Here is a 22604-nt window from a genome sequence, read left to right as displayed (position 1 = left end):
GATGGGAAAGGAGTATCTGTAAGGGAGGACATTCCGAGAGAGAGGTGCTCCCATGCCCGTTCCCTTCTTGCGCCCGCTGGTGGTTGCTTTGGCCCTTGGTTTGCCAGTGGCGGGTCTGGCGCAACAGGCGGAAGCGACGCTGTCCTGCGACGCGAAGGCGCGCAAGGTCTCCGGCCATGTGCCCGGCCTGATTCCTCCGGTGCGGCTTGGGCCGATGACACTGAAGATCACGGGAGAGGTCGCGTTGGGCGTCAGCAGTTCGCGCGGCGCCATCGCGACATCGCCACGCGGCGGCGAAGGCCAGCGGATGCTGCGGCGTGAGCGTGCGGAGCAGGAATACAACCGCGTCTATGCGGACTGTCTGGCCGGACGGTGACCGTCAGACCTCGACCCTGAGGCGCGCGCAGAGCGAGGCGACGCGCGCGCGGACCGTATCGCGGATGGCGCCGTTGCGGGGTGAATCCCGAAGAGTGTCGAACCAGTGTGGCGGCGGGTTTCTGCCGCCGTGGCGCTGCCAGGTGAGGCGGCGCAGGATAGCCTGGGCCTCGGGTGGCAGATGGTCGGGTATCTCATAATTGTTGAGGGTGGCCCAGACGCCGGTCCAGAGGCGGCCGACTGACCAGGGGTTGTATCCGCCGCCGCCCAGCACCAGAAACCGCGGAGCGATTGCGGCGAGGGTGCGCACGGCCTCCCAATGCGCGTTGTTCGAGAGGGCCAGGCGCGACAGCGGATCTTCGGCAACCGCATCGGCCCCGCATTGCAGCACGATCACGTCCGGTCGATGCGCCGTGACCGCCCGCACGATCATCTGATGGAGCGCCAGAGCGAATTCGTCGTCGTTCAGATCTCGCGGAAGCGGCAGGTTGAAGACATTGCCGGCCCCCCGGTCCGAGAGCGCGCCGGTGAAGGGCCAGCGGCCCTCCTCATGGGTCGAGACCAGCAGCACTTCGGGCTGGTCAGCAAAGGCGACCTCGACGCCGTCGCAGTGATGGGCGTCGATATCGATATAGGCGATGCGCGGCAGCCCGCGGCGGCGCAGGGCCAGGATCGCCAGGACCGGATCGTTGAAATAGCAGAAGCCATTGGCGCGGTCGGGCAGGCCGTGGTGGGTGCCACCGCCCGGGTGATAGACGGCGTGGCCCGCCGCGACGAGTTCGGCGGCAAGTAGCGCGCCACCTGCGCCCGTGGCCGGGCGGCGAAACATCTCCGGATAGATCGGATTGCTGAGGGTGCCCAGTCCGTGACGCAGGCGGACTTCTTCGCTGACACTTTGCGTCGCCTCGGCGGCTTGCAGGGCGGCAACATATTCGGGCGTATGGAAGGCGGTCAGGCCTGCGGCGCGCAGGCGCGGGCTGGTACGATAGGTGTCCGGACCCAGCCAGCCGAGCGCGCGGGACAGGTCGGTTACGGTGGGTACCCGGGGAATGGCCAGCGGATGGCTGCGCCCGAAGGTCGAACCGCGATAAATGTCGTTTCCAAGAAACAGGGGCTGTGTCATCGGCGCGATGCTGACGGAATTTTCTTGTCGCCGCAATTGCGGCCTGTGGCCATTGTCACGTGCCAGCCCTAGGTTTTTGGTATGAGCAGAGCAGTTCACAGAATTTCCCTTGCCGACCTTCCGATGGTGCTCTGGAGCACTCTCGGCAGGTTTGAACGCAACAGCGGCTGGATTCTGTCGAGCCACGTTGCAATGTCGCTGATGCTGGCGCTGTTTCCTTTCTTTCTGTTCGTGGTCGCTCTCGCCGGGGCGCTGTCAAACGATCCGGATGCCGACCGGATGGTGGGGCTGATTCTGTCGCTCTGGCCCGATGCCATCGCAGCTCCGATCGCGAAGGAACTGCGTTCGGTTCTGTCGAATGGCAACGTGCAACTGGTGACCCTGGGCGGGGCGCTGGCGCTTTATTTCGCGTCCAACGGCGTTGATGCGGTGCGAGTCGCGATCACGCGGGCCTATCGGGATATCGATCCGCGCCCGTTCTGGAAAACGCGCGCGCTGTGCCTGGCCTTCGTGCTGGTGGGAGGCACCGTGCTGCTGGCCAGCCTGACCTTCGGGCTGGGTCTGCCCGCCTATTTCCACCTGGTCGCCGAGCGGATCCCCGAACCCTATGGTAGCTGGATCGAAAACAGGGTGCTGAAGACGTCGGTGGTTCTGCTGCTGCTGGTTCTGGGCGTCGCGGCCTGCCATATCTGGCTGCCCGGGATGCGGCACCGGTTTTCCGAGATCTGGCCGGGCGTTCTGCTGACCATCGGGCTGTGGTTCGGGGCGGTCTGGGGATTTTCGCTCTATATGGCGCATTTCGCCAATTACAGCGCGACCTATGCCGGTCTCGCCGGGGCGATGGCGGCGCTGATTTTTCTCTATCTCATCGCCGCGATCCTGATCCTCGGGGCGGAGTTCAACGGCGCGTTGCTGCGGCGGCGGGACGGGATCGAGGACTGAGCGGCGTCGCGAAAAGGCCCCCGGCGCGCCGCCGGGTTGCCATCCGCCCGGCACAATCAGTGGCCACTCTGACGGCGTTGAAACCGCTGCGCCCGAGGATTCCACGCGATGACCACTGTGCCGACACCCGAGCGCCGGGGCGTGTTGTTCGAGATGCTGCGGCGCGAGAATATCGCGCAGGTGTCGCAGCGGCGCAGAGGTACGATGGGGCAGGAGGCGCGCGAGGCGGTTGAGGCGGCCGTGTTTCTGGCCGCGGCGCAGAAATCCTGGGGCGAGCCGGTGTTCGAGCCTGCGCCGCCGGTGGTTTCAGCCCCGGAAACCCGTCGCAACCACAAATTTTTCAGAACTGTCGGCGCGTGATGCCGGTGGCTTGACGTTTGCCACCTTGGTGAATTTCTGCTTGAGCAGCGCCTGCAACTCGCTCTCGGCGCCGCCGGCGAGCACCTTGGCGACAAAGGTTCCGCCCGGGGCCAGCACATCGAAAGCCAGATAGGCAGCGGCTTCGCAGAGCGCGATGATGCGGATGTGATCGGTCTGCTTGTGGCCCGAGGCCGAGGCGGCCATGTCGGACATCACCACGTCGGCCTGACCGCCGAGCCATTCCTTGACCTTCTCGTCGGCATCGTCTTCCAGAAAGTCGAGCTGGTGGATTTCGGCGCCGGCGACAGGTTCGACCTCTTGCAGGTCGATGCCGATGATCCGCCCGACGGCCTTGCCCGACTTCTCGCCAAGGGCATTGATCCGCTTGACCGCGACCTGCAGCCATCCGCCCGGCGCGCAGCCCAAGTCGACGACCCGGGCGCCCGGAACGAGGAAGCGGTATTTGTCGTCGAGTTCGAGGATCTTGTAGGCTGCGCGGCCGCGATAGCCCTCGGACTGCGCGCGGCGGACGTAGGGATCGTTCAGCTGGCGTTGCAGCCACATGGTGGACGACATCTTGCGCCCGCGCGCGGTCTTCACCTTGACCGTGAGATCGCGCTGGCCGCGCCCGGACGTGTTCTTGGTCATCGGTCTTCCTTTCCTGACCTTTCAGCCATAGTCCCGCAGGGCGGCCCACACAAGCGGCCCGGCTGACGGCGGCCCTCAGTCGGGCGATTCGTGGAGCACCCCATCGGCGCTCATCTGCGCGTAGAGCAGGCCTTCGCGCAGGCCGCGGTCGGCCACGGACAGCCGGTCGGTGGGCCAGCAGCGCAGCAGCGCTTGCAGGATCGCCGAGCCGGACATGATGAGCGCCTGCCGGTCCTCGCCGATACGGGGGTCTTTCAGACGCCCGGCGGGGCCGAGCGCCAGATAGCGGCGGATCACAGTGTCGATTTCCTGCGAGGTCATGCGCAGGCCGTCGACCTTGGTGCGGTCATAGCGCTTGAGCCCCAGATGGCTGGCCGCGACAGTGGTGACGGTGCCCGAGGTGCCGACGATCTGGAACTCGCCCCGCTGGGCGATATCGTCCTTGTAGGGCGCAAATTCGGCAAGGTTCTCTTCGAAGTGCCAGCTCATCAGCGCGAACCGGGCGGCGTCGTCCTCGACGTCGGAGAACTGGTCGCGCAGGGTGGCGACGCCGAGCGGGACCGAGATCCAGTCTACCACGCGCGCCGCCGGAAGCGGGCTTTCGGGCGGGTGAAATCCGGCGTGCAGGCGCATGATGGCGCGGGGACGGTCCGCATTGGGGACCGAAGTGAGGTCGATCCAGACCAGCTCGGTCGAGCCGCCGCCGATGTCGACGACCAGCAGCTGATCGGTGCGGGGCGACACCAGCGGCGCGCAGGAGATCACGGCGAGGCGCGCCTCTTCCTCGGGCTGGATCACCTCGAGCGACATGCCGGTTTCCCGGCGCACCATCTGGATGAACTCGCCCGCGTTGCGGGCGCGGCGGCAGGCCTCGGTGGTGACAAGCCGCATGCGCCGGACTTTGTTGCGCTTCAGTTTCTGCTGACAGATGCGCAGTGCCTGAACGGTGCGCGCCATCGACGAGCGCGAAAGGCGCCCGGTGTGTTCCAGTCCGCTGCCCAGCTGCACGGATTTCGAGAAGCTGTCGACCACGTGAAACCCATTGCCCCTGGGCCGGGCAATCAGCATTCGACAACTGTTGGTGCCCAAATCCAGCGCTGCATAGAGGTCGCCGGTATCGGGCCGTTCAGGCGCGGGGCTTTCGACCGCTTTCGGAAAAGCGCCCGCACCATAGGGACGCTTGGGCGTCATCAATACGCCCTCCGATTTCGAGTTGGTTCAACAATAGGGAGGCACCCTTTCCGGCGCAAGGGATCCTTTGCCGCGACGCCACGGCGCGCGCGTGCACGACTTCGCGGAACCGGCCTTGGGACGGGGTCGTCGGAGCTCGCGTGGTCTGGCCAATGCGCGCAGGTCGCAGCTATGTTTGGATGTGTCGAAAACGGCATTCGCCGGAACACCAAGCTGCCCTAAGTAGGGCCACGAGATAAAGGAATCAGACCATGCCGGATGTCACCATCGTTTACTGGCGCGATATTCCGGCGCAGGTCATCGTCGGCAAGGGCCGGCGGGGGACCAAACGGCCTCTGCCAGAGCGCTTCGAGCAGGCGATCGACCGGGCGGCGATGAAGGTGAACGCACGCGACTCGGACGCCTATCTGGCCGAATGGCGCAAGGGCGAGCCCTATGAGATCGAGGGCGACCCCGAAGCGGTGGCCGAGGCGGAAGCGGCGCGACTTGAGGCGGAATACGACACCGCGCGCATCAAGACGCTGATCGAAAACGACGGATGGGCATGAGCCCGAAGAGCTATTTGGAGGCCATCATGGCTTTGTTGAACTTCAGGCGCCGCGAAACCCCAGCCGAACGCACGGCCAATGGTGCGGTCGAGGCCTTCCTGGAAGGCTATTCCATCGAGGTGATGCCGCGCACCGCCGAGAAGATCGACGATTTCCGGGCGCTGCTGCCGGAAGGTACCCGTGTCTACATCGCGCATATCGACGGCACTCCGATCGAGGACATGGTCGCCACCGCCAAGCGGCTGGCCGCCGAGGGCTATCCGGTGATGCCGCATTTTCCGGCGCGCATCATCAAGGACCGGGCGACGCTGGCCGACTGGATCGCGCGCTATCAGGGCGAGGCGGGGGTCGAGCAGGGCCTGCTGCTGGCCGGTGGCGCGCCCCAGCCGGTGGGGGAATTCGACAGCTCGATCGCGCTGATGGAGACCGGTTTGTTCGACAAGGCCGGGTTCAAGCGGCTGCATGTCGCCGGGCACCCGGAGGGCAACCGCGACATCGACCCCGATGGCGGCATGAAGAACGTCAGCCAGGCGCTGGCCTGGAAGCAGAAGTTCAGCGAGACGACCGATGCCGAAATGGCCATCGCCACGCAGTTCTGTTTCGAAGCCAAGCCGATCATCCAGTGGGCGAACGACCTCAGGGACGCGGGCATCCAGTTGCCGATCCACATTGGCATCGCGGGGCCGGCCAAATTGCAGACGCTGATCAAGTTCGCCATCGCCTGCGGTGTCGGCCCGTCGCTGAAGGTTCTGCAGAAGCGGGCGATGGACGTGACCAAGCTGCTGTTGCCCTACGAGCCCACCGAGGTTATTGCGGAGCTTGCGGCGCACAAGGCTGCGCATCCGGACTTCAATATCACGAATGTCCACTTCTTCCCGCTCGGTGGCATCAAGACCAATGCTGCCTGGGCCACCGAAAACGGCGGCGCCGCTGCGCAGCCCGCGAACCCATCCTGAAAGGACGGCCATGACCCGCACGATCGTCGAATCCAAGACCAAGACCGCAATCATTGGCTTCGACCAGCCGTTCTGCGTGATTGGCGAGCGGATCAACCCCACGGGCCGCAAGAAGCTGGCCGCCGAGCTTGAGGCGGGCGACTTCTCGACCGTCGAGAAGGACGCGCTGGCGCAGGTTGCGGCGGGGGCCACCATGCTCGATGTGAATGCGGGCGTCGTCTACAACTCGAACCCCAACCCGAACGAGACCGAACCGCCGCTGATGGTGGAGATGCTGAAGCTGGTGCAGGGGCTGGTCGATGTGCCGCTGTGCATCGACAGTTCGGTACCCGGTGCGCTGGAGGCGGGGCTTGGCGTCTGCGAGGGCCGGCCGCTTCTGAACTCGGTGACGGGCGAGGAAGAGCGGCTGGAGCTGATCCTGCCGCTGGTGAAGAAATACAATGTGCCGGTGGTGGCGATCAGCAATGACGACACCGGCATCAGCGAAGATCCTGACGTGCGTTTCGCCGTGGCCAAGAAGATCGTGGAGCGGGCGGCCGATTTCGGCATTCCGGCGCATGACATCGTGGTCGATCCGCTGGTGATGCCGATCGGCGCGATGGGCACCGCCGGTCTGCAGGTCTTTGCCCTGGTGCGGCGTCTGCGGGAAGAGCTGGGGGTGAACACCACCTGCGGCGCGTCCAACATCTCGTTCGGGTTGCCAAACCGGCATGGTATCAACAATGCCTTCCTGCCGATGGCGATGGGCGCCGGCATGACGAGCGCGATCATGAATCCGGTGGCGCTGCCGGTGACGCAGAAGGCGATCGCCGAGAAGAAGGCCGAGATCGAGGCGCTGGGCATCATGCTGCCGCCGGAATTGGACGACGAGACCTTCGTGACCGTCTTCGGTCTTGGTTCGACCCTGCCGCGTGCCGGCAAGGAGATGGAGGCGATCCGCGCCGCCAACTTCCTGACCAACAACGATGCACACGGGGCGGAATGGATCCGCTTCAACAAGGCGCCCGCCAAAGAAGGCGAAGAGGGCCGTGGCCGGGGCGGACGCGCCGGTGGACGGCGTCGCCGGGCCTGATCGCCGGATTTGTCTTGACGTAGGGGCCGCGGGATTGTTCCGTCTAGTGTGATGGAGATCCTGCGCAACCCGTATTTCGGCAGGCCGGACAGCCCGCAGGGGCTGGTCGGCATTCCCTTTCCCTCGACCGATGCCGGTGCACCTATGCGCCTGCTCGAGCGGTGCCCAGCTGCCGGGGAGACGCCGCTGGTCGAGGTGCCTGTCGTCGCCGCGCGCTGTGGTGTCGCGCGTGTGTGGATCAAAGACGAACGCGCCCGCATGGGGCTGGGCAGCTTCAAGGCGCTGGGCGCGGCCTATGTCATCGCCCATGACGCCCAGAGCGAGAGCCTGGCCAATGTGACCTATGTGACCGCGAGCGCGGGGAACCACGGCATGTCGGTTGCCGCCGGGGCCCAAGCCTTTGGGGCGCGCGCGGTCGTCTATATCTCGGAGACGGTATCGGACGGATTTGCCTCGCGGCTGGCCCGGCAGGGTGCGGCGGTGGTGCGCGAGGGCGAGACCTATGAGGCCAGCATGGCCGCAGCGGCGCGCGCGGCCGAGATGAACGGCTGGCGCCTTTTGTCCGACAGTTCCTGGCCCTTCTACACAGAACGACCGCACCGGCTGATGGAGGGCTATCTGGTGCTGATGGCTGAGGCGATCCGGCAATTGCCGGAGCCCCCGACCCATCTTTTCCTGCAGGCCGGCGTGGGTGGCTTGGCGGCCTCGGTTGCGGCGCTGGCGCGCGAGGCCTGGGACGAAGGTTTGCGGATTTCGGTGGTGGAACCTGCCGCAGCGCAGGCGATCCGGGGGTCGATCCTGGCGGGCAAGCCCCAGGAAACCAAAGGACCGGTGTCGGCGATGGGCCGGCTCGATTGCAAGGAGCCGTCTCTGATTGCGCTGAAGGGGCTGGCGCGGGACGCCACGGATTTCATCGCGATCACAGAGGAGGAGGGGCAGGCGGGGGCCGACAAGGCCGCGCGCATCGGCCTTGCCTCGACGCCTTCCGGCGCGGCGGGACTGGCCGGGTTGCTGGCCGGGGCCGAAGGGCATCGCGGCGAGCTTGGGCTTGATGCCGGCTCGCGCGTGCTGCTGATCCTGTCCGAAGGCTCTGAGGGGTGAGCGCTCGGCGCGGCTTTGATACCCCTGAGTATCTTGGTCGGGTGCAACGGGCGCAAGCCGGGATGGCCGAAAGGGGACTGGCTGCACTGTTGCTGACAACCGAACCCGAGGTGCGGTATTTCAGCGGGTTTCTGACGCGCTTCTGGGAAAGCCCGACGCGCCCCTGGTTTCTGATCGTGCCCGTGAATGGCGACCCGGTGGCGGTGATCCCGTCGATTGGCGCGGCGCTGATGGCAGGAACCTGGATCCGAGATATCCGGAGCTGGCGGTCACCGGATTATAGTGACGACGGGGTGAGCCTGCTGGGCGACACGTTGCGCGAAATTGCGGGTGCGGGGCCGGTTGGTGTGCCGATGGGACATGAGACCCACCTGCGGATGCCGTTGGCGGATTGGGCGCGTTTGCAGGAGCGGGGCCTCGACTTCAGACCAGACGGCGGGCTGATGCGCGATCTGCGCGCGATCAAGTCCGCGGCCGAGATCGACAAGATCCGTGCGATTTGTGCCGTTGCGGGCCGCGCCTTTGACCGTGTGCCCGAGATCGCGCGGGCTGGGGTGCCGCTGGAGGAGGTGTTTCGCCGGTTCCAGATGCTGGGGCTGGAGGAAGGGGCAGATTGGGTGCCTTATGTGGCGGGGGCCGCGGCTGCGGGGGGCTATGCCGACGTGATCTCGCCCGCCGGTTCCGAGCCGCTGCGGGCGGCGGATGTGCTGATGTTGGACACCGGCATGATGCGCGACGGGTATTTCTGCGATTTCGACCGCAATTTCTCGCTGGGGCCGCCCGCGCCGGCGCTGCGCGATGCCCATGCGCGGCTGATCGAGGCCGTCGATGCGGCGGCGGAGATCGCGCGCCCGGGGGCCACGGCGGCGGAACTGTTCCATGCGATGGACCGGCTGCTGACCGGCGGGCAGGGTTCGGACGCGGGGCGGCTGGGGCATGGGCTGGGGATGCAACTGACCGAGGGGCTGTCGCTTATCCCGCAGGACGATACCGTGTTGCAGCCCGGCATGGTGATCACTCTGGAGCCGGGTATCGAAGTCACACCCGGGCGCATCCTGGTGCATGAAGAGGTTATCGTGATCCGCGAGGGCGCCCCCGAGTTCCTGAGCCCGCGCGCTGTCGTCGAGATGGTGGAGCTGGAGGTGTGAATGCGGACATTCCCCTATGATCTGAAGGCTGCGAGGCGGCCGCGTCTGGGGCTGATCGTCCTGCAGACCGACGAGCGGATCGAACCGGACCTGCACCGGCTTTTGCCGACGCAGACCGAGCTTTTCGTGACGCGCGTGCCCAGCGGGCTGGACGTGACGCCCGAGACGCTGCAGGCGATGCATGACCATATCGCCGCGTCGGCCGCGCTGTTGCCGCAGGCGGACACATTCGACGTGGTGGGCTATGGCTGCACGTCCGGCTCGGCCCAGATCGGGCCACAGAACGTGGCTGCGCAGGTGCGGGCCGGGGTGGCGACGCAGGCGGTGACAGAGCCGGTCAGCGCGCTGGTCGCGGCCTGCCGGGCGCTGGGCGTGACGCGGATCGCGGTGCTGTCGCCCTATGTCGCCGCGGTCTCGGACCGGCTGCGCGACGTGCTGGACGGGCAGGGCGTCGCCAGCCCGGTGTTTGGCACCTTCGCCGAGGCGGAAGAGGCCAGGGTGAGCCGGATCGACCCCCGCTCGACCCGTGCCGCAGCGCTGGAGTTGCTCGCACAGGGCGGGGTCGAGGCGCTGTTTCTGTCCTGCACCAATCTGGACGCGCTCGATATCATCGCGGATCTGGAGGTCGAGACGGGCCTACCGGTGCTGTCGTCGAACCTGGTGCTGGGCTGGCATATGGCGCATCTGGCCGGTTTGGCGCTGGCGCCGGACTTCGCCGATTGCCGTCTGGCCCGGGAGGCGCGGTGAATTAGCCGTTGAAGCGGCCCGGATTTTGCTGTCCCCTGCCGGCACTTCACAAGGGAGAGACGGGACATGGCGGAACTCTGGCAGATGCAAGCGGGCGAGATCGCATCGGCGGTGCGCGGGCGCGAGATTTCCGCGGAAGAGGTGACGCGGGCGCATCTCGACCGGCTGGCCGCGGTCAATCCGCGGCTGAATGCGGTGGTGCAGGAGTTCCCGCAAGAGGCCATCGACGCTGCGCGCGCGCTTGACGCGCGCATTGCCGGGGGCGAGGATGTCGGGCTGTTGGCCGGGGTGCCTGTGACGATCAAGGTGAACGTCGATCAGACCGGGCAGGCGACGACCAACGGGCTGAGCCTGCAGAAAGATCAGATCGCGCAATCGGACAATCCGGTGGTGTCGAACCTGCGCAAGGCGGGCGCGGTGATCGTGGGCCGGACCAATACGCCCGCTTTCTCGATGCGCTGGTTCACGAACAACAGCCTGCACGGGATGACGCTGAACCCGCGCAACGCCGCGCTGACGCCGGGCGGATCCTCTGGCGGCGCCGGCTCGGCCGTTGCGGCGGGGCTCTGTGCCGTGGGCCACGGCACGGATATCGCCGGATCGGTGCGTTATCCGGCCTATGCCTGCGGAGTTCACGGTCTGCGGCCGACGCTGGGCCGGGTTCCGGCCTGGAACGCTTCGAGCCCGGATCGCTATATCGGTGCGCAGCTGATGGCGGTTTCCGGGCCGCTGGCGCGGTCGATCGGCGGTATCGCGCTGTCTTTCGCGGCGATGTCGGCGCGCGATATTCGCGATCCCTGGTGGACGCCGGCGCCGCAGGGCCTGCCGGAGATGCCGCGCCGTGCCGCGCTATGTGTGGCGCCCGACGGGATGACTGTCGCGCCCGAGGTGCAGGCGGCGCTGCGGCAATCGGCGGCGGCGCTCGAGGGCGCGGGCTGGGAGGTCGAGGAGGTCGACTGCCCGCCGATGCGTCCGGCCGCGGACATCAACGCCCAGCTGTGGATGGCGGAATCGCGCAGCGTGGCCCAGATGATCGAACGCGAGAATGACCCGGACGCCAATTTTGTCTTTGCCCGGATGTGCGCGGATTCCCCGGAGATGGATATGCCCGCGCTGATGGCCGCCCTGCAGCGGCGGGTGACGATCCTGCGCGAATGGATCGATTTCCTGAACCGCTATCCAGTGCTGATCTGCCCGGTTTCCGGGGCCTTGCCCTTTGCGCAGCAGGAGGACGTGTCATCGGAGGCCGCGTTCGACACAATCATGGAAGCACAGCTGCCCCAGCGCGCGCTGCCGGTGCTGGGTGTGCCGGCGCTGGCCGTCGCGACGGGGATGGCAGGATCGTCGCCGGTCGGGGTGCAGCTGGTTGCGGACCGGTTCCGCGAGGATGTGCTGTTGTCAGCGGGCGCGGCGATCGAGGCGGCCTTTGGCGCGCCGCAGGTGGCAGAACTTTAACTCTGCAACGCAGAGCGTTGAAAGGAAAGAAGATGGTTCAGACAATTACCAAGGGTGTCAAGCAGATGGTGGCCGAGGCGAATGCCGAGGTGCGCTCTGTTTCGGTGGCCGAGGCAAGCGAGCTTGCGGGGCGCGAGGATTACGTGATCGTCGATCTGCGGGACCCGCGAGAGCTGAAGCGCGAGGGGAAGATTCCCGGTGCCTTCTCGTGCCCGCGTGGCATGCTGGAATTCTGGATCGACCCGGCGAGCCCCTATCACAAGCCGGTCTTCGCGCAGGACAAGACGTTTGTCTTTTATTGCGCGAGCGCATGGCGCTCGGCGCTGGCGACCAAGGTGGCGCAGGAGATGGGGCTGAACCCGGTGGCGCATATCGAAGGCGGGTTCAGCGCGTGGAAGGCGGCGGGGATGCCTGTGGAAACCGTCGAGTAGGCGGTCGCCATCGAATTTCGCCCCTCCCTACCACCCTCTATCCTGGGCTGAGTCGCTGAAGGAATGATGAATGCGGATGGGTGGATTCTAGGCGGATTTGGCTGAGACACGGAATCAGGATCGGTTTGCAACCAATTGTTATCTTGAGTTAAAGGCCGACCATTTGCCTGATGTCTCCCGGGCTGGCGCCTTCCGCGCGGAACAGGCGTATGGCGCGGGCGTCGTCCCGTTTCGCGAGCCGTTTGCCGTCCGCGTCGCGGATCAGGCGGTGATGGTGGTATTGCGGCACCGGCAGTTCCAGCAGGCGTTGCAGCAGCACATGGATCGCCGTCGCCTCGAACAGGTCCTGTCCGCGTACCACGTGGGTAACCGCCTGTGCCGCGTCGTCCACCACCACCGAGAGGTGATAGGATGTGCCCATGCTGCGACGGGCGAGAACCACGTCGCCGGTGCCGGTGATCATCTGCTCCGCAGAGGGGGCAATAGGGCCGCTTTCGCCCTCTGGGCCGATACCGGTTTCTGTGAAGGAGATCTTGCCGGCGCGGTCGAGCGCGCGGGCCATGTCCAGCCGCAGGGGCAGGTCTGACGGCATTGTTCCTGTCGGCTCTGTCGCGGGGCGGCATGTGCCGGGGTATACGATGCCGTCGGGGCCTACCAGGGGCGCGCCGCCTTCCTGCGGGGCGCTGGCCGCCGCCTCGATATCGCGGCGCGAGCAGGTGCAGGGATAGAGCAGGCCCATGTCCCAGAGACGCCCGAGCGCCGCGCGGTAGTCCGCGCCCCGTTCCGATTGCCGCATCACGGGTTCGGGCCATTCGATCCCGACCCAGTGCAGGTCGTCGTAGATCTGCGTCTCCCATTCCGCACGGGCGCGGCTTTGGTCGATGTCTTCGATCCGGAGAAGGAAGGTCCCGCGTGCCGCCTTTGCCATGTCATGGGCCAGCAGGGCCGAATAGGCGTGGCCGAGGTGCAGGGGGCCGGTCGGAGATGGGGCGAATCTGGTGGTGAATGTCACGTTTTCAATCACATGGACCGTGATGTTTGTGCTGCTGTCACGCGTGGGGCGTTTCGCGACGGATGTCCTCCTCGAGCAGGCGGCGCAGGTCGGCGGTGGCTTCGGGGGTGATGCCGAACCAGCGACGGAAGCCCTCGGCTCCCTGATGGATCAGCATGCCCAGCCCGTCGACGGTGCGCAGGCCGCGCGCGGCGGCCTGGCGCAGGAGGGGTGTTTCGAGCGGGACATAGACCACGTCGTAGATGATGGCCGTGGGTTTCATGCCGGCCAGGTCGATGTCGAGCTGCGGTTGCCCGATCATTCCGAGGCTGGTGGTATTGACCAGCAGGTCGGCCCGGCCCAGCAGCGACGGCAGCGCCTCGTTGCCGTGGCCGGCGATGTCCCGGCCCAGATGGGTGGCGAGCGATTGCGCCTTTGTAGCCGTGCGGTTGCAGAGATCGACACTGAGCCCGCGCGCGCGCAGGCCGTAGGCTGCGGCGCGGGCCGCGCCGCCGGCGCCAAGCACGACAGCGCGGCTGGCGTCCTTGTCCCAGCCGGGATGGCAGTCGTCGAGATGGCCGATGAAGCCCATCGCGTCGGTATTGCCGCCGGTCAGCGTGTCGCCCTCCCACCAGATGCAGTTGACCGCCCCCATGGCGCGGGCGACGTCCTGCACCTCGTCCACAAGCTCCATCACCGCGAGCTTGTGCGGGATGGTCACGTTGCAGCCGGTCCAGCGGTTGGCCCGGAATTCGGCGAGGAAGGCGGCCAGCGCCTCGGGAGGAACATCGCGCTTTTCGTAAGTGGCGTCGAGGCCGGCCTGTTCGATCCAGTACCCGTGCATCATCGGCGAGCGCGAGTGGCCGATGGGATGGCCGATCACAAAGGCGCGGGCGGTGGTCATGGTGTCTCTCCTCTCCCTGCAGCCGTCGGTGCGGCAGTTGCGCGCCTAGCTAGCACGGAGGCACCGGGGCGCAAACCGCATTCGGGCAGGGATCAGCAGCGCCAGTCCACAGCCGGTTCGCGGCCGTCAGGCGGCGGCGCGCTGGCCGAGCCAGGCCAGCCAGTCCGCCTTGGCGCGGTCGGTATAGCCCTTGTAGCGTTCCTTGCGACCCTTGCGCCCGCCGCGGGCCTCGTCCAGCGGCGGGAAGAGGCCGAAGTTGACGTTCATCGGTTGGAACGTCTTTGCCTCCGCCCCGCCGGTGATGTGATTGACCAGCGCGCCCATTGCCGTGGTGAAGGGCGGCGCGTCGATCTGACGGCCCAGGATTTCGGCCGCGGCCATGCGTCCGGCGAGCAGGCCCATGGCGGCGCTTTCGACGTAGCCTTCGACGCCGGTGACCTGTCCGGCGAAACGGATGTGGGGACGGGATTTCAGCCGCATCTGGCTGTCGAGCAGGGTCGGCGAGTTCAGGAACGTGTTGCGATGGATTCCGCCGAGGCGTGCAAAGGCCGCATTCTCCAGACCGGGAATCATCTTGAAAACAGAGGTCTGCGCGCCATACTTCATCTTGGTCTGGAAGCCGACGATGTTGTAGAGCGTTCCTAGCGCATTGTCGCGGCGCAGCTGTACCACGGCATAGGGCTTGTCGGTCGGGCGGTGCGCATTGGTCAGGCCCACCGGTTTCATCGGCCCGTGCCGCAGCGTTTCGCGGCCGCGTTCGGCCATGACCTCAATCGGCAGACAGCCGTCGAAGTAGCCGGCGGTTTCGCCTTCGTGGAATTCGGTCTTTTCTGCTGCCAGCAGCGCGTCGATGAAGGCGTTGTATTGAGCCTTGTCCATCGGGCAGTTTATGTAGGCGGTGCGCTCTTCCTCGGTCTCGCCCTTGTCATAGCGCGATTGCAGCCAGGCGGTGTCCATGTCGATGCTTTCGAAATGGACGATGGGGGCGATGGCGTCGAAGAAGGCGAGCGCCTCGGCGCCGGTTTCGGCCTGGATCGCGGCGCCAAGGCCGGGTGAGGTGAGCGGCCCTGTAGCAATGATCCAATGGCCATCTTCGGGCAGGGCGGTGACTTCCTCGTAGCTGACCGAGACCAGCGGATGCGCCATCAGGCGGGCGGTGACGGTTTCGGCGAAGGGGTCGCGGTCGACCGCAAGCGCGCCACCAGCGGGCAGGCGGTGCAAGTCGGCGGTGGCCATGATCAACCCGCCCGCCGCGCGCATTTCCCAATGCAGCAGCCCGACGGCGTTCTGTTCGTCGTCATCCGAACGGAAGGAGTTCGAACAGACCATCTCGGCCAGGTTGCCGGTCTTGTGGGCGAAGGTGCCGACCTGCGGGCGCATTTCGTGGATCACCACGCGCACACCGGCCTCGGCGGCCTGCCACGCAGCCTCGGATCCGGCCATGCCGCCGCCGACGATATGAAGTGTCTCTGTCATGCCGGCGATTTAGGCCAGGCCGGGGCAAAGCGCAATCTGTCTTGAAGTTTAGGGGCTTCTGGGGTCGCCGTGACGGGCATGTCGAACCGGAGAGAGACCGGCCTGGAGGGACCTTCCGTCAACGGCGACCCAAAAGTCGAAGGCTTTTGCCTTGCTTGAGCTTTGCCACAGAGATGCCGCGATTAAAAGTGACGATTTGGAAACAAACGACAGCTGTGTCAGAAACAACGCTATTGCGACCAATTCGGCTGCCGTTTTTCCAGGAATGCGGCAATCCCTTCCTCGGTGTCGCGATAGAGCATGTTTTCGACCATCGTTTCGCCGGTGAAGGCATAGGCCTGATCGAGCCCCATTTCCGCCTGACGATAGAAGGCCTGCTTGCCGATCTTCACCGCCGCACCCAGTTTCGCGGCGACGGTCTGCGCCAGTTCGGCCGTTTCGCTTTCGAGTGCGCCGGGGGCGGCGATCCGGTTGATCAGGCCCAGACGCTCTGCTTCTTCGGGGAGGATGAAGCGGCCGGTCGAGAGCATCTCGAAGGCCTTCTTGCGCGGGATGTTGCGCGAGAGGGCGACCATGGGGGTGGAGCAGAAGAGGCCGATGTTCACGCCGTTGACGCCGAATTTGGTGCCCGGTTCGGCCACCGCCATGTCGCAGGAGGCGACCAGCTGGCAGCCGGCGGCGGTCGCGATGCCGTGCACCTGGGCGATGACCGGCTGCGGCAGGTCGCGGATCGAGGTCATCATGCGGGCGCAGCGGGTGAAGAGATCGGCGAAATAGGCGCGGCCGCCGTCCTCGGCCTGCCGTCCCTGCGTCATCTGCTTGAGGTCGTGGCCGGCGCAGAAGGCCTTGCCCGCACCGGACAGGATCACCGCGCGGATGGTGCGATCTTCGCGCAGTGCATCGAACTGGCCTTGCAGGGCGGCGATCATTTCGTCCGAGAGGGCATTCAGACGTTCGGGCGCGTTGAGGCGCAGATGCGCAACGGCGCCGGTATCGGTTCTTTCCAGAAGTGTCATGTCGCCTCCGTTTTGCGCAGGTTAGGGCAGGGCGCGGGTGGCGGGAAGGGATCAGATCTCGGCGTAGATTTCCAGCAGGTTGTCGTCGGGGTCGCGGAAGAACAGCGTGCGGTGACCGAACGGCTGATCTGCCACCGGTTCCAGAGGCTCGATGCCCTTGGCGCGCAGCGCGTCGGCGCAGGCCTGAACCGCTGGCGGCGGCACCCGGAAGGCGAGCTGCAGCGCGGCTGCCTGCGGCGGCACCGGTTCTGCCGGAAACCGGCCTCCGGGCAGGCCGAGCGCGAGGATCGCGGCGCCGATGCCGAACTCGACCCAAGAGTCGCTGAGGAAGCGCTCAAGCTCGAATTCCATCACATTCTGGTAAAAGTCGACCATGGCCGCCATGTCGCGGCAGAAGATCACCGTGTAGTCGAGATTGCGAATGGACGAGAGCGCCGTGCCGTTGCGTTCCGGATTTTGCATCTTGCATCCTCTGTTTGGGTCGCGCCAACCTTAGGGAGGCGGAGGGAAAAGCGAAACATGGCACTGGCACTGAACCGCGACGAGGTTGCGGAATACCTTGACGAGATCTTTCCGCAGGTGCGCGGCGACTTCCGGATCGACGCGCTGGCCGAGATGTCGGTGACGATGCGGCTGCTGGCGCATGACCGCCATCTGCGGCCCGGCGGCACTGTCTCGGGACCGGCGATGTTCGCACTGGCGGATGTGACAGCCTATGTGCTGGTACTGAGCATGGTGGGCCGCAAGGCGCTGGCCGTGACGACCAATTGCGCCATCGACTTCCTGCGCAAGCCGGTCTCGGGCGCGGATGTGATCGCCGAGGGGCGGTTGCTGAAGCTGGGTCGGCAACTGGCGGTATCGGACGTTCTGCTGCGCTCGGAGGGGACCGACGCCGTGGTGGCGCGGGCCAGCCTGACCTACGCCTTGCCGCCCGATCGGTAGGGCCGCGCCGCAGCGCGGCCCGTGTGGGCTTAGAACGGGCTGTCGAGGATAAGGTCGTTTGGCCCGAAGTCTGACAGGTGGGCGCCCTGAACGACAACCCAGTTGTCGGCGTCCACCTTGAACCGCACGCCGCCTGAGAACTCGGTCACGGTGATGTCGCCCTGGCCGTTGAACTCCATCGCGCGGGCGGTGATGCTCATATCCAGAACGTCGACACCGAATTCGAAGTCCTTGATCACGTCCTTGCCAAAGCTGGTGTCGAGGAAGACGAACCGGTCGGCGTCGGCGCCGCCCCATTGCCAGTCGTTGCCCGAGCTGGAATACAGCCGGTCGTTTCCGGTGCCGCCGAATTCGCGGTCATTGCCCTTGCCGCCGTTCAGATTGTCGTCGCCGCTGTCGCCCTTGAGCAGGTCGTTTTCGTCGCCTCCGCGCAGGGTGTCGAAGCCGACGCCGCCATAGAGTCTGTCGCGGCCGGCGCCGCCGTCGATCTCGTCGTTGCCGGCCTGGCCGAACATCACGTCGATACCGGCGCCGCCGGACATGTGGTCGTCGCCGCCGCCGCCCTTGAAGCGATTGTTGCCGGCGGTGTCGGTCATGGTGTCGTTGCCGCCCCCGCCCAGCAGGATGTCGATGCCGTCGCCGCCGTTCATGACATCGTTCCCGCCGCCCCCGATCAGGGTGTCGTCGCCATCGTTGCCGAACATTTGGTCGTTGCCGACGCCGCCGCGCAGAGTGTCGTCGCCGGTGCCTCCGAACAGCTGGTCGTTGCCCGCGCCGCCGTCGAGAATGTCCGTTCCCGCCTCGCCTTCCAGCACGTCGCTTCGGTTTCCGCCGCTCAGCGTGTCATTGCCCGCGCCACCTTTGATGTAGTCCTCTCCGCCAAGGCCGCTGAGTTTGTCGTTGCCGCCCAGGCCAAGCATCACGTCGTCGCCTGCGGTGCCGTTTTTGCTGTTGGCAAGCCTGTTGCCTTCCCAGACCGAATCGGGGTCGAGCACGAGGCGGGCCTGGATCGAGGCCTGATAGGACCACAGCACATTCGTGTCATCGTGGAAGCTGAGCAGGAGGTTGCCGTTCTGGAGGTTGATGAGATCGACGTCGCTCTGACCGTCGGGTGCGCTGTCGTTCGCCAGAAGTGGTCCGGCGATCAGGTTTCCGGACTTGGAAAAGAGAGCGGTGAAGACATCCCCGTATCGCGTATCGCCCGACAGATCTGCCGAAGTCCAGGCTACGACCATCAAACCCGCCTTGGTGAACCCGATCTGCGGCTTGCCGACATAGGGAAACGGCTGGTCGAGTGAGGTATCGAAGGTGATCTCTTTGCCGATCTTCGCACCGAAGTTCGAATACCGTTGAATCGAGAGGTCGAGGGGACTGGCGGACCGGTTCAACAGGACGACGAACCCGCCGTCCGGGTCATTGGTGATCTCCGGGGTCAGCAGAAATTCGTTCTGGGAACCGGGTGCCGAAATACGAATCCGGTCGCCCACTTCAGCACCATTCGGCTTGAAGATTTGCACGAAGGTGCCGTCACTGTCGCTGAGGCGCCATACTGTCGCGATATTGCCGTTGGACAGCACGGTGGATTGTGGCTCGGCCCGCGGGAAAGGCGACAATGTGCGGCCTTCGTCGAAGTCGTAGGTCTTCAACAGGACATTGTTGTTGTTATAGAAGGCGCCCTTGTACTCGATCCCGTCGGTATTGTGGCGATCTCTGTAGGTCACGAAATACCCGAGGTCAGTCTTGATGGCGTTGGGGCTAGCCACGAATCCGGTGGCGAGGGTCTCGGTCGCTGTCAGTGCCGCGTTCTTGTCATAGTCCCTGATGATGATGGAGGTGCTGCCAGTGGCCAGAACGACGGAGAAGCCACCATCGTCACGCGCTATCAATGTGCTGTCGGTGTCACCGGAGCCAATCGATCCGGTCGAACTCAGAAATTCGGTTTCTCCCGTGGCGGGGTTGTAACGGTGAAAGTGCATCAGGCCGTTGAACTGGTCGTAGCCCATGATGACGCTGCCATCCTTCAGGATCACCACGTCATGTTCCTCGGCATTTATGCCAAGCCCGGAACCCGACATGAGATGTTGCGCGCCTAGAAAACCCACCATGATTCGTTTTTCCTTAAATTTCTTAAAGATATGAGCAAGCCTTGCCGGCTCCGCCGCCGTCTGTCTATCAGATGACGCGCATTGGTAAATTGTCCCAACTTAATTTGGGGCTGATTTTGTCAATTGTTTCGATCTGGGAAAAAAGAGGCCGGGGACAAGCCCCGGCCAGGAAGAGGTCTGGAAGCCAGACGGGGATTCAGGATTGCCAGAAGGGCCGTTTCGACTCTTTTCTGGCCTGTTTGGCGGTAAGTCCGATGTCGCGCAGCATATGATCGTCGAGAGTCGACAGGGCGCGGCGGGTTCGGCGGATCTGGTCCCACTGGGTCACCGCGCCGGCAAAGCGCAAGGCGACCACGGCGATCACGGGCAGACGAGGGCTGGCGGCGAGCAGGGCGAGGCTTGGCTGGGCGAGGGTGCGTGTCATGGGAATGTCCTTTCCGATTGTATTGACACAATTTTGATTGTTTGGTAACAGATCAATACAATTTGTCGAACAACTTGTCCAAGGGAGAATTGTATTGGATACAATTTGGCCGGAACTCGATGCAGCGACCGGGCCGAAATACAAGATTCTTGCGGATTCGATCCGGGGGGCGACGGCCGCGGGAACTCTTGCCGAGGGCGCCCGCCTTCCGCCGGTGCGCGATCTGGCCTATCAGCTGAATGTAACGCCCGGAACGGTGGCGCGGGCCTATGCCGTGCTGGCGGGCGAGGGCGTGCTGACGGCCGGGGTGGGCCGGGGCACCTTCGTTGCGCCGAAGACGCGGCCGCGGCCGAGCCCAGTGGATGATGTCTGGTCGAAGGAGACGCCGCCCGACGACGTCTATACGGTCAGCCTGTTCAGCCCGCGCATTCCCGACGTCGGCCAGGCCCGCGCGATCCGCGCGGCGCTGGCGCAGGTCGGCGCGGCGGATCCGCTGCGTTTGCTGAACTATCCGACCCGGGACAGCTATCGTCTGGTGCGCGAGGCGGTGGTGAACTGGCTTGCTGACGTCCCGCTGGGACCGGTCGATCCGGAAGACGTGGTTCTGACCAATGGCGGGCAAAATGGCATCTGCGTTGCGCTGCAGTCCATCCTGGAGGGGCCCAGCCCGACGATTCTGGTCGAGGATCTCTCCTATGCCGGCTTCCGCCGGGCGGCGGAACTGATGCGCGCCGAAGTGGTCGGGGTTGCGATGGACGCGCAGGGCGTTCTGCCCGAGGCGCTGGACGAGGCGGCGCGGCGCACCGGCGCGCAGGTCTTCTGCACGACGCCGGAGGTGCAGAACCCGACGGGCACATTCTGCCCGCTGGAGCGGAGGCAGGCCCTGATCGCTGTGGCCGAGCGGCATGGCATGCAGATCCTGGAGGATGACTGCTATCGCATCGGCACGTCGCGCGCGCCCTGCTATCGCGCCCTGGCCCCGGAGCGAGGGTGGTATGTCTCGACGTTGTCGAAGATCCTGACGCCGGCGCTGCGGGTCGGCTATGCGCTGGCGCCGCGCGAGCGGTCGGGCGATCTGCGCAAGGCGGCGGAATACGGCTATTTCGGTCTGTCCGAGCCTCTGGCCGAGGTGACGCGCATCCTGCTGTCGGATCCCGACACGCTGGAACTGTGCCGCAGGGCGCGCGAGCGGATCGCCGAATATGTGCGGCTGGCGGTGAATGCGCTTGGACGGTTCGACCTCTCTTGGGACGACGAGGTGCCTTTCCTCTGGCTGCACCTGCCGCAGGGGTGGCGGGCGGCGGCCTTCTGCCGGGCGGCCGAGGCGGCTGGGGTGCAGATCCGTTCGGCCGACGAATTCGCCCTGCGGACCGGGCGCGCGCCCCACGCCGTGCGGATCGCGGTCAATTGCCAGGTGTCCAAGACCTCGTTCGAGAATGCGATGCAGCGGCTGCGGAGCCTGCTGGACAATCCGCCGGAGCAGATCAGCGTGTGAAATTTTGGGGTATCTGAATACCTATTTTGCAACGCATTGTTTTTGCGTGAAAATTTCGGAAGTTGCGCGCTTGACGTGACGTGGGTGGCTTTGTAGATACCGCCAATCGAATTCGGGCAGTCGCCGGTGGCGGCTGCCTTTCACGTCAAACGGGAAGCTCCCTATGAAAACCTTTACTGCGACCCCGGCAGACATCGACAAGAAGTGGATCCTGATCGACGCCGAGGGCGTCGTTCTGGGCCGCCTCGCCTCGATCGTTGCCAACCGCCTGCGTGGCAAGCACAAACCGACCTTCACGCCGCACATGGACATGGGCGACAATGTCATCGTGATCAACGCCGACAAGGTGCAGATCACCGGCAAGAAGCGCGACGAGAAGTTCTACTGGCACACCGGCCATCCCGGCGGGATCAAGTCGCTGACCAAGCAGCAGATCCTCGAAGGCAAGCACCCCGAGCGGGTCGTGACGCAGGCCGTGAAGCGCATGCTGCAGGGCAACAAGCTGTCGCGTCAGCAGATGACCCACCTGCGGGTCTATGCCGGAACCGAGCATCCGCACGAGGCGCAGAGCCCTGAAGTTCTGGACGTCAAATCCATGAACAAGAAAAACACCCGGAGCTGATCCAGATGGCTGACCAAATCAATTCTCTCGAAGACCTGAACCAGGTCGGTGGCGTCGCCGCTCCGGCCGCCGCTGACGCACCGGCGCGCGAACCCGTGCGGGACGCGCAGGGCCGGTCCTATGCGACCGGCAAGCGCAAGGACGCGGTGGCCCGCGTCTGGATCCGCCCCGGGTCGGGCAAGGTGACTGTCAACGGCAAGACGATGGCAGAGTATTTCGCCCGTCCGGTGCTGCAGATGATCCTGCGCCAGCCCTTCACCGTGGCCGGCGTTGCCGGTCAGTTCGATGTGACGGCCACAGTGGCCGGCGGCGGCCTTTCGGGCCAGGCCGGTGCGGTCAAGCACGGCATCTCGAAGGCGCTGCAGCTCTATGATCCGTCGCTGCGCGGCGCGCTCAAGGCCGCGGGCTTCCTGACCCGCGACAGCCGCGTCGTCGAACGGAAGAAATACGGCAAGGCCAAGGCCCGCCGCAGCTTCCAGTTCTCCAAGCGTTAAGCTTCGGCAGATCGCTAACGGAAAGGGCCGTCCTCCAG

At 65.5% G+C, this 22604-nt stretch carries 25 protein-coding genes; 15 read left to right on the top strand and 10 right to left on the bottom strand.

What is annotated here, in order from left to right:
- Positions 1–52: 52 nt before the first annotated feature.
- Positions 53–376 (top strand): hypothetical protein, encoded by a 324-nt coding sequence (locus ACFO5X_RS07665; protein ID WP_380716706.1) that lies wholly within the window; start codon positions 53–55, stop codon positions 374–376.
- Between the two features lie 3 nt (positions 377–379).
- Here the strand turns inward: ACFO5X_RS07665 and ACFO5X_RS07660 are convergent, their stop codons facing one another.
- On the bottom strand, positions 380–1498 hold the full coding sequence (locus tag ACFO5X_RS07660) for an acetoin utilization protein AcuC (RefSeq protein ID WP_380716705.1): 1119 nt from the start codon (positions 1496–1498) through the stop codon (positions 380–382).
- A gap of 81 nt (positions 1499–1579) precedes the next feature.
- Here ACFO5X_RS07660 and ACFO5X_RS07655 point away from each other — a divergent pair, with 81 nt between their 5' ends.
- Entirely contained in the window at positions 1580–2440 is an 861-nt protein-coding gene (locus tag ACFO5X_RS07655; protein ID WP_380716704.1) for a YihY/virulence factor BrkB family protein, read from the top strand.
- Between the two features lie 108 nt (positions 2441–2548).
- Entirely contained in the window at positions 2549–2800 is a 252-nt protein-coding gene (locus ACFO5X_RS07650) for a hypothetical protein (protein ID WP_380716703.1), read from the top strand.
- Here the strand turns inward: ACFO5X_RS07650 and ACFO5X_RS07645 are convergent.
- On the bottom strand, positions 2747–3448 hold the full coding sequence (locus ACFO5X_RS07645; RefSeq protein ID WP_380716702.1) for an RlmE family RNA methyltransferase: 702 nt from the start codon (positions 3446–3448) through the stop codon (positions 2747–2749). The genes ACFO5X_RS07650 and ACFO5X_RS07645 overlap by 54 nt on opposite strands.
- A gap of 75 nt (positions 3449–3523) precedes the next feature.
- Positions 3524–4639, bottom strand: coding sequence for a Ppx/GppA phosphatase family protein (locus ACFO5X_RS07640; RefSeq protein ID WP_380716701.1), 1116 nt, complete (start codon positions 4637–4639; stop codon positions 3524–3526).
- Positions 4640–4890: 251 nt separating this feature from the next.
- On the opposite strand from ACFO5X_RS07640, the gene ACFO5X_RS07635 reads away from it, so the two are divergent.
- The 8 genes from ACFO5X_RS07635 (at position 4891) to ACFO5X_RS07600 (ending at position 12097) form a co-directional block, all read left to right on the top strand.
- A complete protein-coding gene (locus ACFO5X_RS07635) occupies positions 4891–5187 on the top strand; it encodes a virulence factor (RefSeq protein WP_380716700.1) in 297 nt (98 codons plus the stop codon).
- A 26-nt stretch (positions 5188–5213) separates the two neighbouring features.
- Positions 5214–6143: a methylenetetrahydrofolate reductase gene (locus ACFO5X_RS07630; RefSeq protein ID WP_380716699.1), complete on the top strand. Its 930-nt coding sequence runs from the start codon at positions 5214–5216 to the stop codon at positions 6141–6143.
- A 10-nt stretch (positions 6144–6153) separates the two neighbouring features.
- Positions 6154–7215 (top strand): methyltetrahydrofolate cobalamin methyltransferase, encoded by a 1062-nt coding sequence (locus ACFO5X_RS07625; RefSeq protein WP_380716697.1) that lies wholly within the window; start codon positions 6154–6156, stop codon positions 7213–7215.
- A gap of 51 nt (positions 7216–7266) precedes the next feature.
- Positions 7267–8316, top strand: a complete 1050-nt coding sequence (locus ACFO5X_RS07620; RefSeq protein ID WP_380717283.1) for a pyridoxal-phosphate dependent enzyme — start codon at positions 7267–7269, stop codon at positions 8314–8316.
- Positions 8313–9464, top strand: coding sequence for a M24 family metallopeptidase (locus tag ACFO5X_RS07615; RefSeq protein WP_380716695.1), 1152 nt, complete (start codon positions 8313–8315; stop codon positions 9462–9464). Before ACFO5X_RS07620 ends, ACFO5X_RS07615 begins: the two co-directional genes overlap by 4 nt.
- Positions 9465–10211, top strand: coding sequence for a maleate cis-trans isomerase family protein (locus ACFO5X_RS07610; protein WP_380716694.1), 747 nt, complete (start codon positions 9465–9467; stop codon positions 10209–10211).
- A 66-nt stretch (positions 10212–10277) separates the two neighbouring features.
- Positions 10278–11666 carry an amidase family protein gene (locus ACFO5X_RS07605; RefSeq protein ID WP_380716693.1) on the top strand — a complete coding sequence of 463 codons (1389 nt, stop codon included), beginning with the start codon at positions 10278–10280 and terminating at the stop codon, positions 11664–11666.
- Between the two features lie 32 nt (positions 11667–11698).
- Positions 11699–12097 carry a rhodanese-like domain-containing protein gene (locus ACFO5X_RS07600; protein WP_380716692.1) on the top strand — a complete coding sequence of 133 codons (399 nt, stop codon included), beginning with the start codon at positions 11699–11701 and terminating at the stop codon, positions 12095–12097.
- Positions 12098–12245: 148 nt separating this feature from the next.
- Here ACFO5X_RS07600 and gluQRS read toward each other — a convergent pair whose 3' ends face one another.
- The 5 genes from gluQRS to ACFO5X_RS07575 form a co-directional block, all read right to left on the bottom strand.
- Positions 12246–13109: a tRNA glutamyl-Q(34) synthetase GluQRS gene (gene gluQRS, locus ACFO5X_RS07595; RefSeq protein WP_380716691.1), complete on the bottom strand. Its 864-nt coding sequence runs from the start codon at positions 13107–13109 to the stop codon at positions 12246–12248.
- Positions 13110–13146: 37 nt separating this feature from the next.
- The gene (locus tag ACFO5X_RS07590) at positions 13147–13992 is read right to left on the bottom strand and encodes a shikimate dehydrogenase (protein ID WP_380716690.1); all 846 of its coding nucleotides are present in this window, start codon (positions 13990–13992) and stop codon (positions 13147–13149) included.
- A gap of 126 nt (positions 13993–14118) precedes the next feature.
- Positions 14119–15468 (bottom strand): methylenetetrahydrofolate--tRNA-(uracil(54)-C(5))-methyltransferase (FADH(2)-oxidizing) TrmFO, encoded by a 1350-nt coding sequence (trmFO, locus tag ACFO5X_RS07585; protein WP_380716689.1) that lies wholly within the window; start codon positions 15466–15468, stop codon positions 14119–14121.
- A 230-nt stretch (positions 15469–15698) separates the two neighbouring features.
- Entirely contained in the window at positions 15699–16484 is a 786-nt protein-coding gene (locus ACFO5X_RS07580; protein WP_380716688.1) for an enoyl-CoA hydratase, read from the bottom strand.
- Positions 16485–16535: 51 nt separating this feature from the next.
- Entirely contained in the window at positions 16536–16946 is a 411-nt protein-coding gene (locus tag ACFO5X_RS07575) for a VOC family protein (RefSeq protein ID WP_380716687.1), read from the bottom strand.
- A 57-nt stretch (positions 16947–17003) separates the two neighbouring features.
- Between ACFO5X_RS07575 and ACFO5X_RS07570 the strand changes: the two genes are divergently transcribed.
- Positions 17004–17426, top strand: a complete 423-nt coding sequence (locus tag ACFO5X_RS07570) for a PaaI family thioesterase (RefSeq protein WP_380716685.1) — start codon at positions 17004–17006, stop codon at positions 17424–17426.
- Positions 17427–17455: 29 nt separating this feature from the next.
- Here the strand turns inward: ACFO5X_RS07570 and ACFO5X_RS07565 are convergent, their stop codons facing one another.
- Together ACFO5X_RS07565 and ACFO5X_RS07560 are read right to left on the bottom strand one after the other, a co-directional pair.
- On the bottom strand, positions 17456–19531 hold the full coding sequence (locus ACFO5X_RS07565; RefSeq protein WP_380716683.1) for a calcium-binding protein: 2076 nt from the start codon (positions 19529–19531) through the stop codon (positions 17456–17458).
- A gap of 196 nt (positions 19532–19727) precedes the next feature.
- On the bottom strand, positions 19728–19955 hold the full coding sequence (locus tag ACFO5X_RS07560) for a DUF1127 domain-containing protein (protein ID WP_380716682.1): 228 nt from the start codon (positions 19953–19955) through the stop codon (positions 19728–19730).
- A gap of 94 nt (positions 19956–20049) precedes the next feature.
- Here ACFO5X_RS07560 and ACFO5X_RS07555 point away from each other — a divergent pair, with 94 nt between their 5' ends.
- The 3 genes from ACFO5X_RS07555 (at position 20050) to rpsI (ending at position 22566) form a co-directional block, all read left to right on the top strand.
- Positions 20050–21450, top strand: a complete 1401-nt coding sequence (locus ACFO5X_RS07555) for an aminotransferase-like domain-containing protein (RefSeq protein ID WP_380716681.1) — start codon at positions 20050–20052, stop codon at positions 21448–21450.
- Between the two features lie 163 nt (positions 21451–21613).
- Positions 21614–22072: a 50S ribosomal protein L13 gene (gene rplM, locus ACFO5X_RS07550; protein ID WP_380716680.1), complete on the top strand. Its 459-nt coding sequence runs from the start codon at positions 21614–21616 to the stop codon at positions 22070–22072.
- Positions 22073–22077: 5 nt separating this feature from the next.
- Entirely contained in the window at positions 22078–22566 is a 489-nt protein-coding gene (gene rpsI / locus ACFO5X_RS07545; protein WP_380716679.1) for a 30S ribosomal protein S9, read from the top strand.
- Positions 22567–22604 lie beyond the last annotated feature (38 nt).

It is taken from the genome of Seohaeicola nanhaiensis (genome assembly GCF_042654245.1).
GTDB lineage: Bacteria > Pseudomonadota > Alphaproteobacteria > Rhodobacterales > Rhodobacteraceae > Seohaeicola_A > Seohaeicola_A nanhaiensis.
Note: the sequence above shows the minus strand (reverse complement) of the source record. Positions and strands in the feature narration are given on the sequence as shown.

Coding starts and splice junctions, on each gene's coding strand:
- trmFO (WP_380716689.1), bottom strand. CDS start 15,468: ATGACAGAGACACTTCATATCGTCGGCGGCGGCATGGCCGGATCCGAG.
- ACFO5X_RS07560 (WP_380716682.1), bottom strand. CDS start 19,955: ATGACACGCACCCTCGCCCAGCCAAGCCTCGCCCTGCTCGCCGCCAGC.
- ACFO5X_RS07660 (WP_380716705.1), bottom strand. CDS start 1,498: ATGACACAGCCCCTGTTTCTTGGAAACGACATTTATCGCGGTTCGACC.
- ACFO5X_RS07640 (WP_380716701.1), bottom strand. CDS start 4,639: ATGACGCCCAAGCGTCCCTATGGTGCGGGCGCTTTTCCGAAAGCGGTC.
- ACFO5X_RS07665 (WP_380716706.1), top strand. CDS start 53: ATGCCCGTTCCCTTCTTGCGCCCGCTGGTGGTTGCTTTGGCCCTTGGT.
- ACFO5X_RS07605 (WP_380716693.1), top strand. CDS start 10,278: ATGGCGGAACTCTGGCAGATGCAAGCGGGCGAGATCGCATCGGCGGTG.
- ACFO5X_RS07600 (WP_380716692.1), top strand. CDS start 11,699: ATGGTTCAGACAATTACCAAGGGTGTCAAGCAGATGGTGGCCGAGGCG.
- ACFO5X_RS07645 (WP_380716702.1), bottom strand. CDS start 3,448: ATGACCAAGAACACGTCCGGGCGCGGCCAGCGCGATCTCACGGTCAAG.
- ACFO5X_RS07650 (WP_380716703.1), top strand. CDS start 2,549: ATGACCACTGTGCCGACACCCGAGCGCCGGGGCGTGTTGTTCGAGATG.
- ACFO5X_RS07635 (WP_380716700.1), top strand. CDS start 4,891: ATGCCGGATGTCACCATCGTTTACTGGCGCGATATTCCGGCGCAGGTC.
- rplM (WP_380716680.1), top strand. CDS start 21,614: ATGAAAACCTTTACTGCGACCCCGGCAGACATCGACAAGAAGTGGATC.
- ACFO5X_RS07655 (WP_380716704.1), top strand. CDS start 1,580: ATGAGCAGAGCAGTTCACAGAATTTCCCTTGCCGACCTTCCGATGGTG.
- rpsI (WP_380716679.1), top strand. CDS start 22,078: ATGGCTGACCAAATCAATTCTCTCGAAGACCTGAACCAGGTCGGTGGC.
- ACFO5X_RS07575 (WP_380716687.1), bottom strand. CDS start 16,946: ATGCAAAATCCGGAACGCAACGGCACGGCGCTCTCGTCCATTCGCAAT.
- ACFO5X_RS07610 (WP_380716694.1), top strand. CDS start 9,465: ATGCGGACATTCCCCTATGATCTGAAGGCTGCGAGGCGGCCGCGTCTG.
- ACFO5X_RS07570 (WP_380716685.1), top strand. CDS start 17,004: ATGGCACTGGCACTGAACCGCGACGAGGTTGCGGAATACCTTGACGAG.
- ACFO5X_RS07565 (WP_380716683.1), bottom strand. CDS start 19,531: ATGGTGGGTTTTCTAGGCGCGCAACATCTCATGTCGGGTTCCGGGCTT.
- ACFO5X_RS07625 (WP_380716697.1), top strand. CDS start 6,154: ATGACCCGCACGATCGTCGAATCCAAGACCAAGACCGCAATCATTGGC.
- ACFO5X_RS07590 (WP_380716690.1), bottom strand. CDS start 13,992: ATGACCACCGCCCGCGCCTTTGTGATCGGCCATCCCATCGGCCACTCG.
- ACFO5X_RS07580 (WP_380716688.1), bottom strand. CDS start 16,484: ATGACACTTCTGGAAAGAACCGATACCGGCGCCGTTGCGCATCTGCGC.
- ACFO5X_RS07620 (WP_380717283.1), top strand. CDS start 7,267: ATGGAGATCCTGCGCAACCCGTATTTCGGCAGGCCGGACAGCCCGCAG.
- ACFO5X_RS07630 (WP_380716699.1), top strand. CDS start 5,214: ATGGCTTTGTTGAACTTCAGGCGCCGCGAAACCCCAGCCGAACGCACG.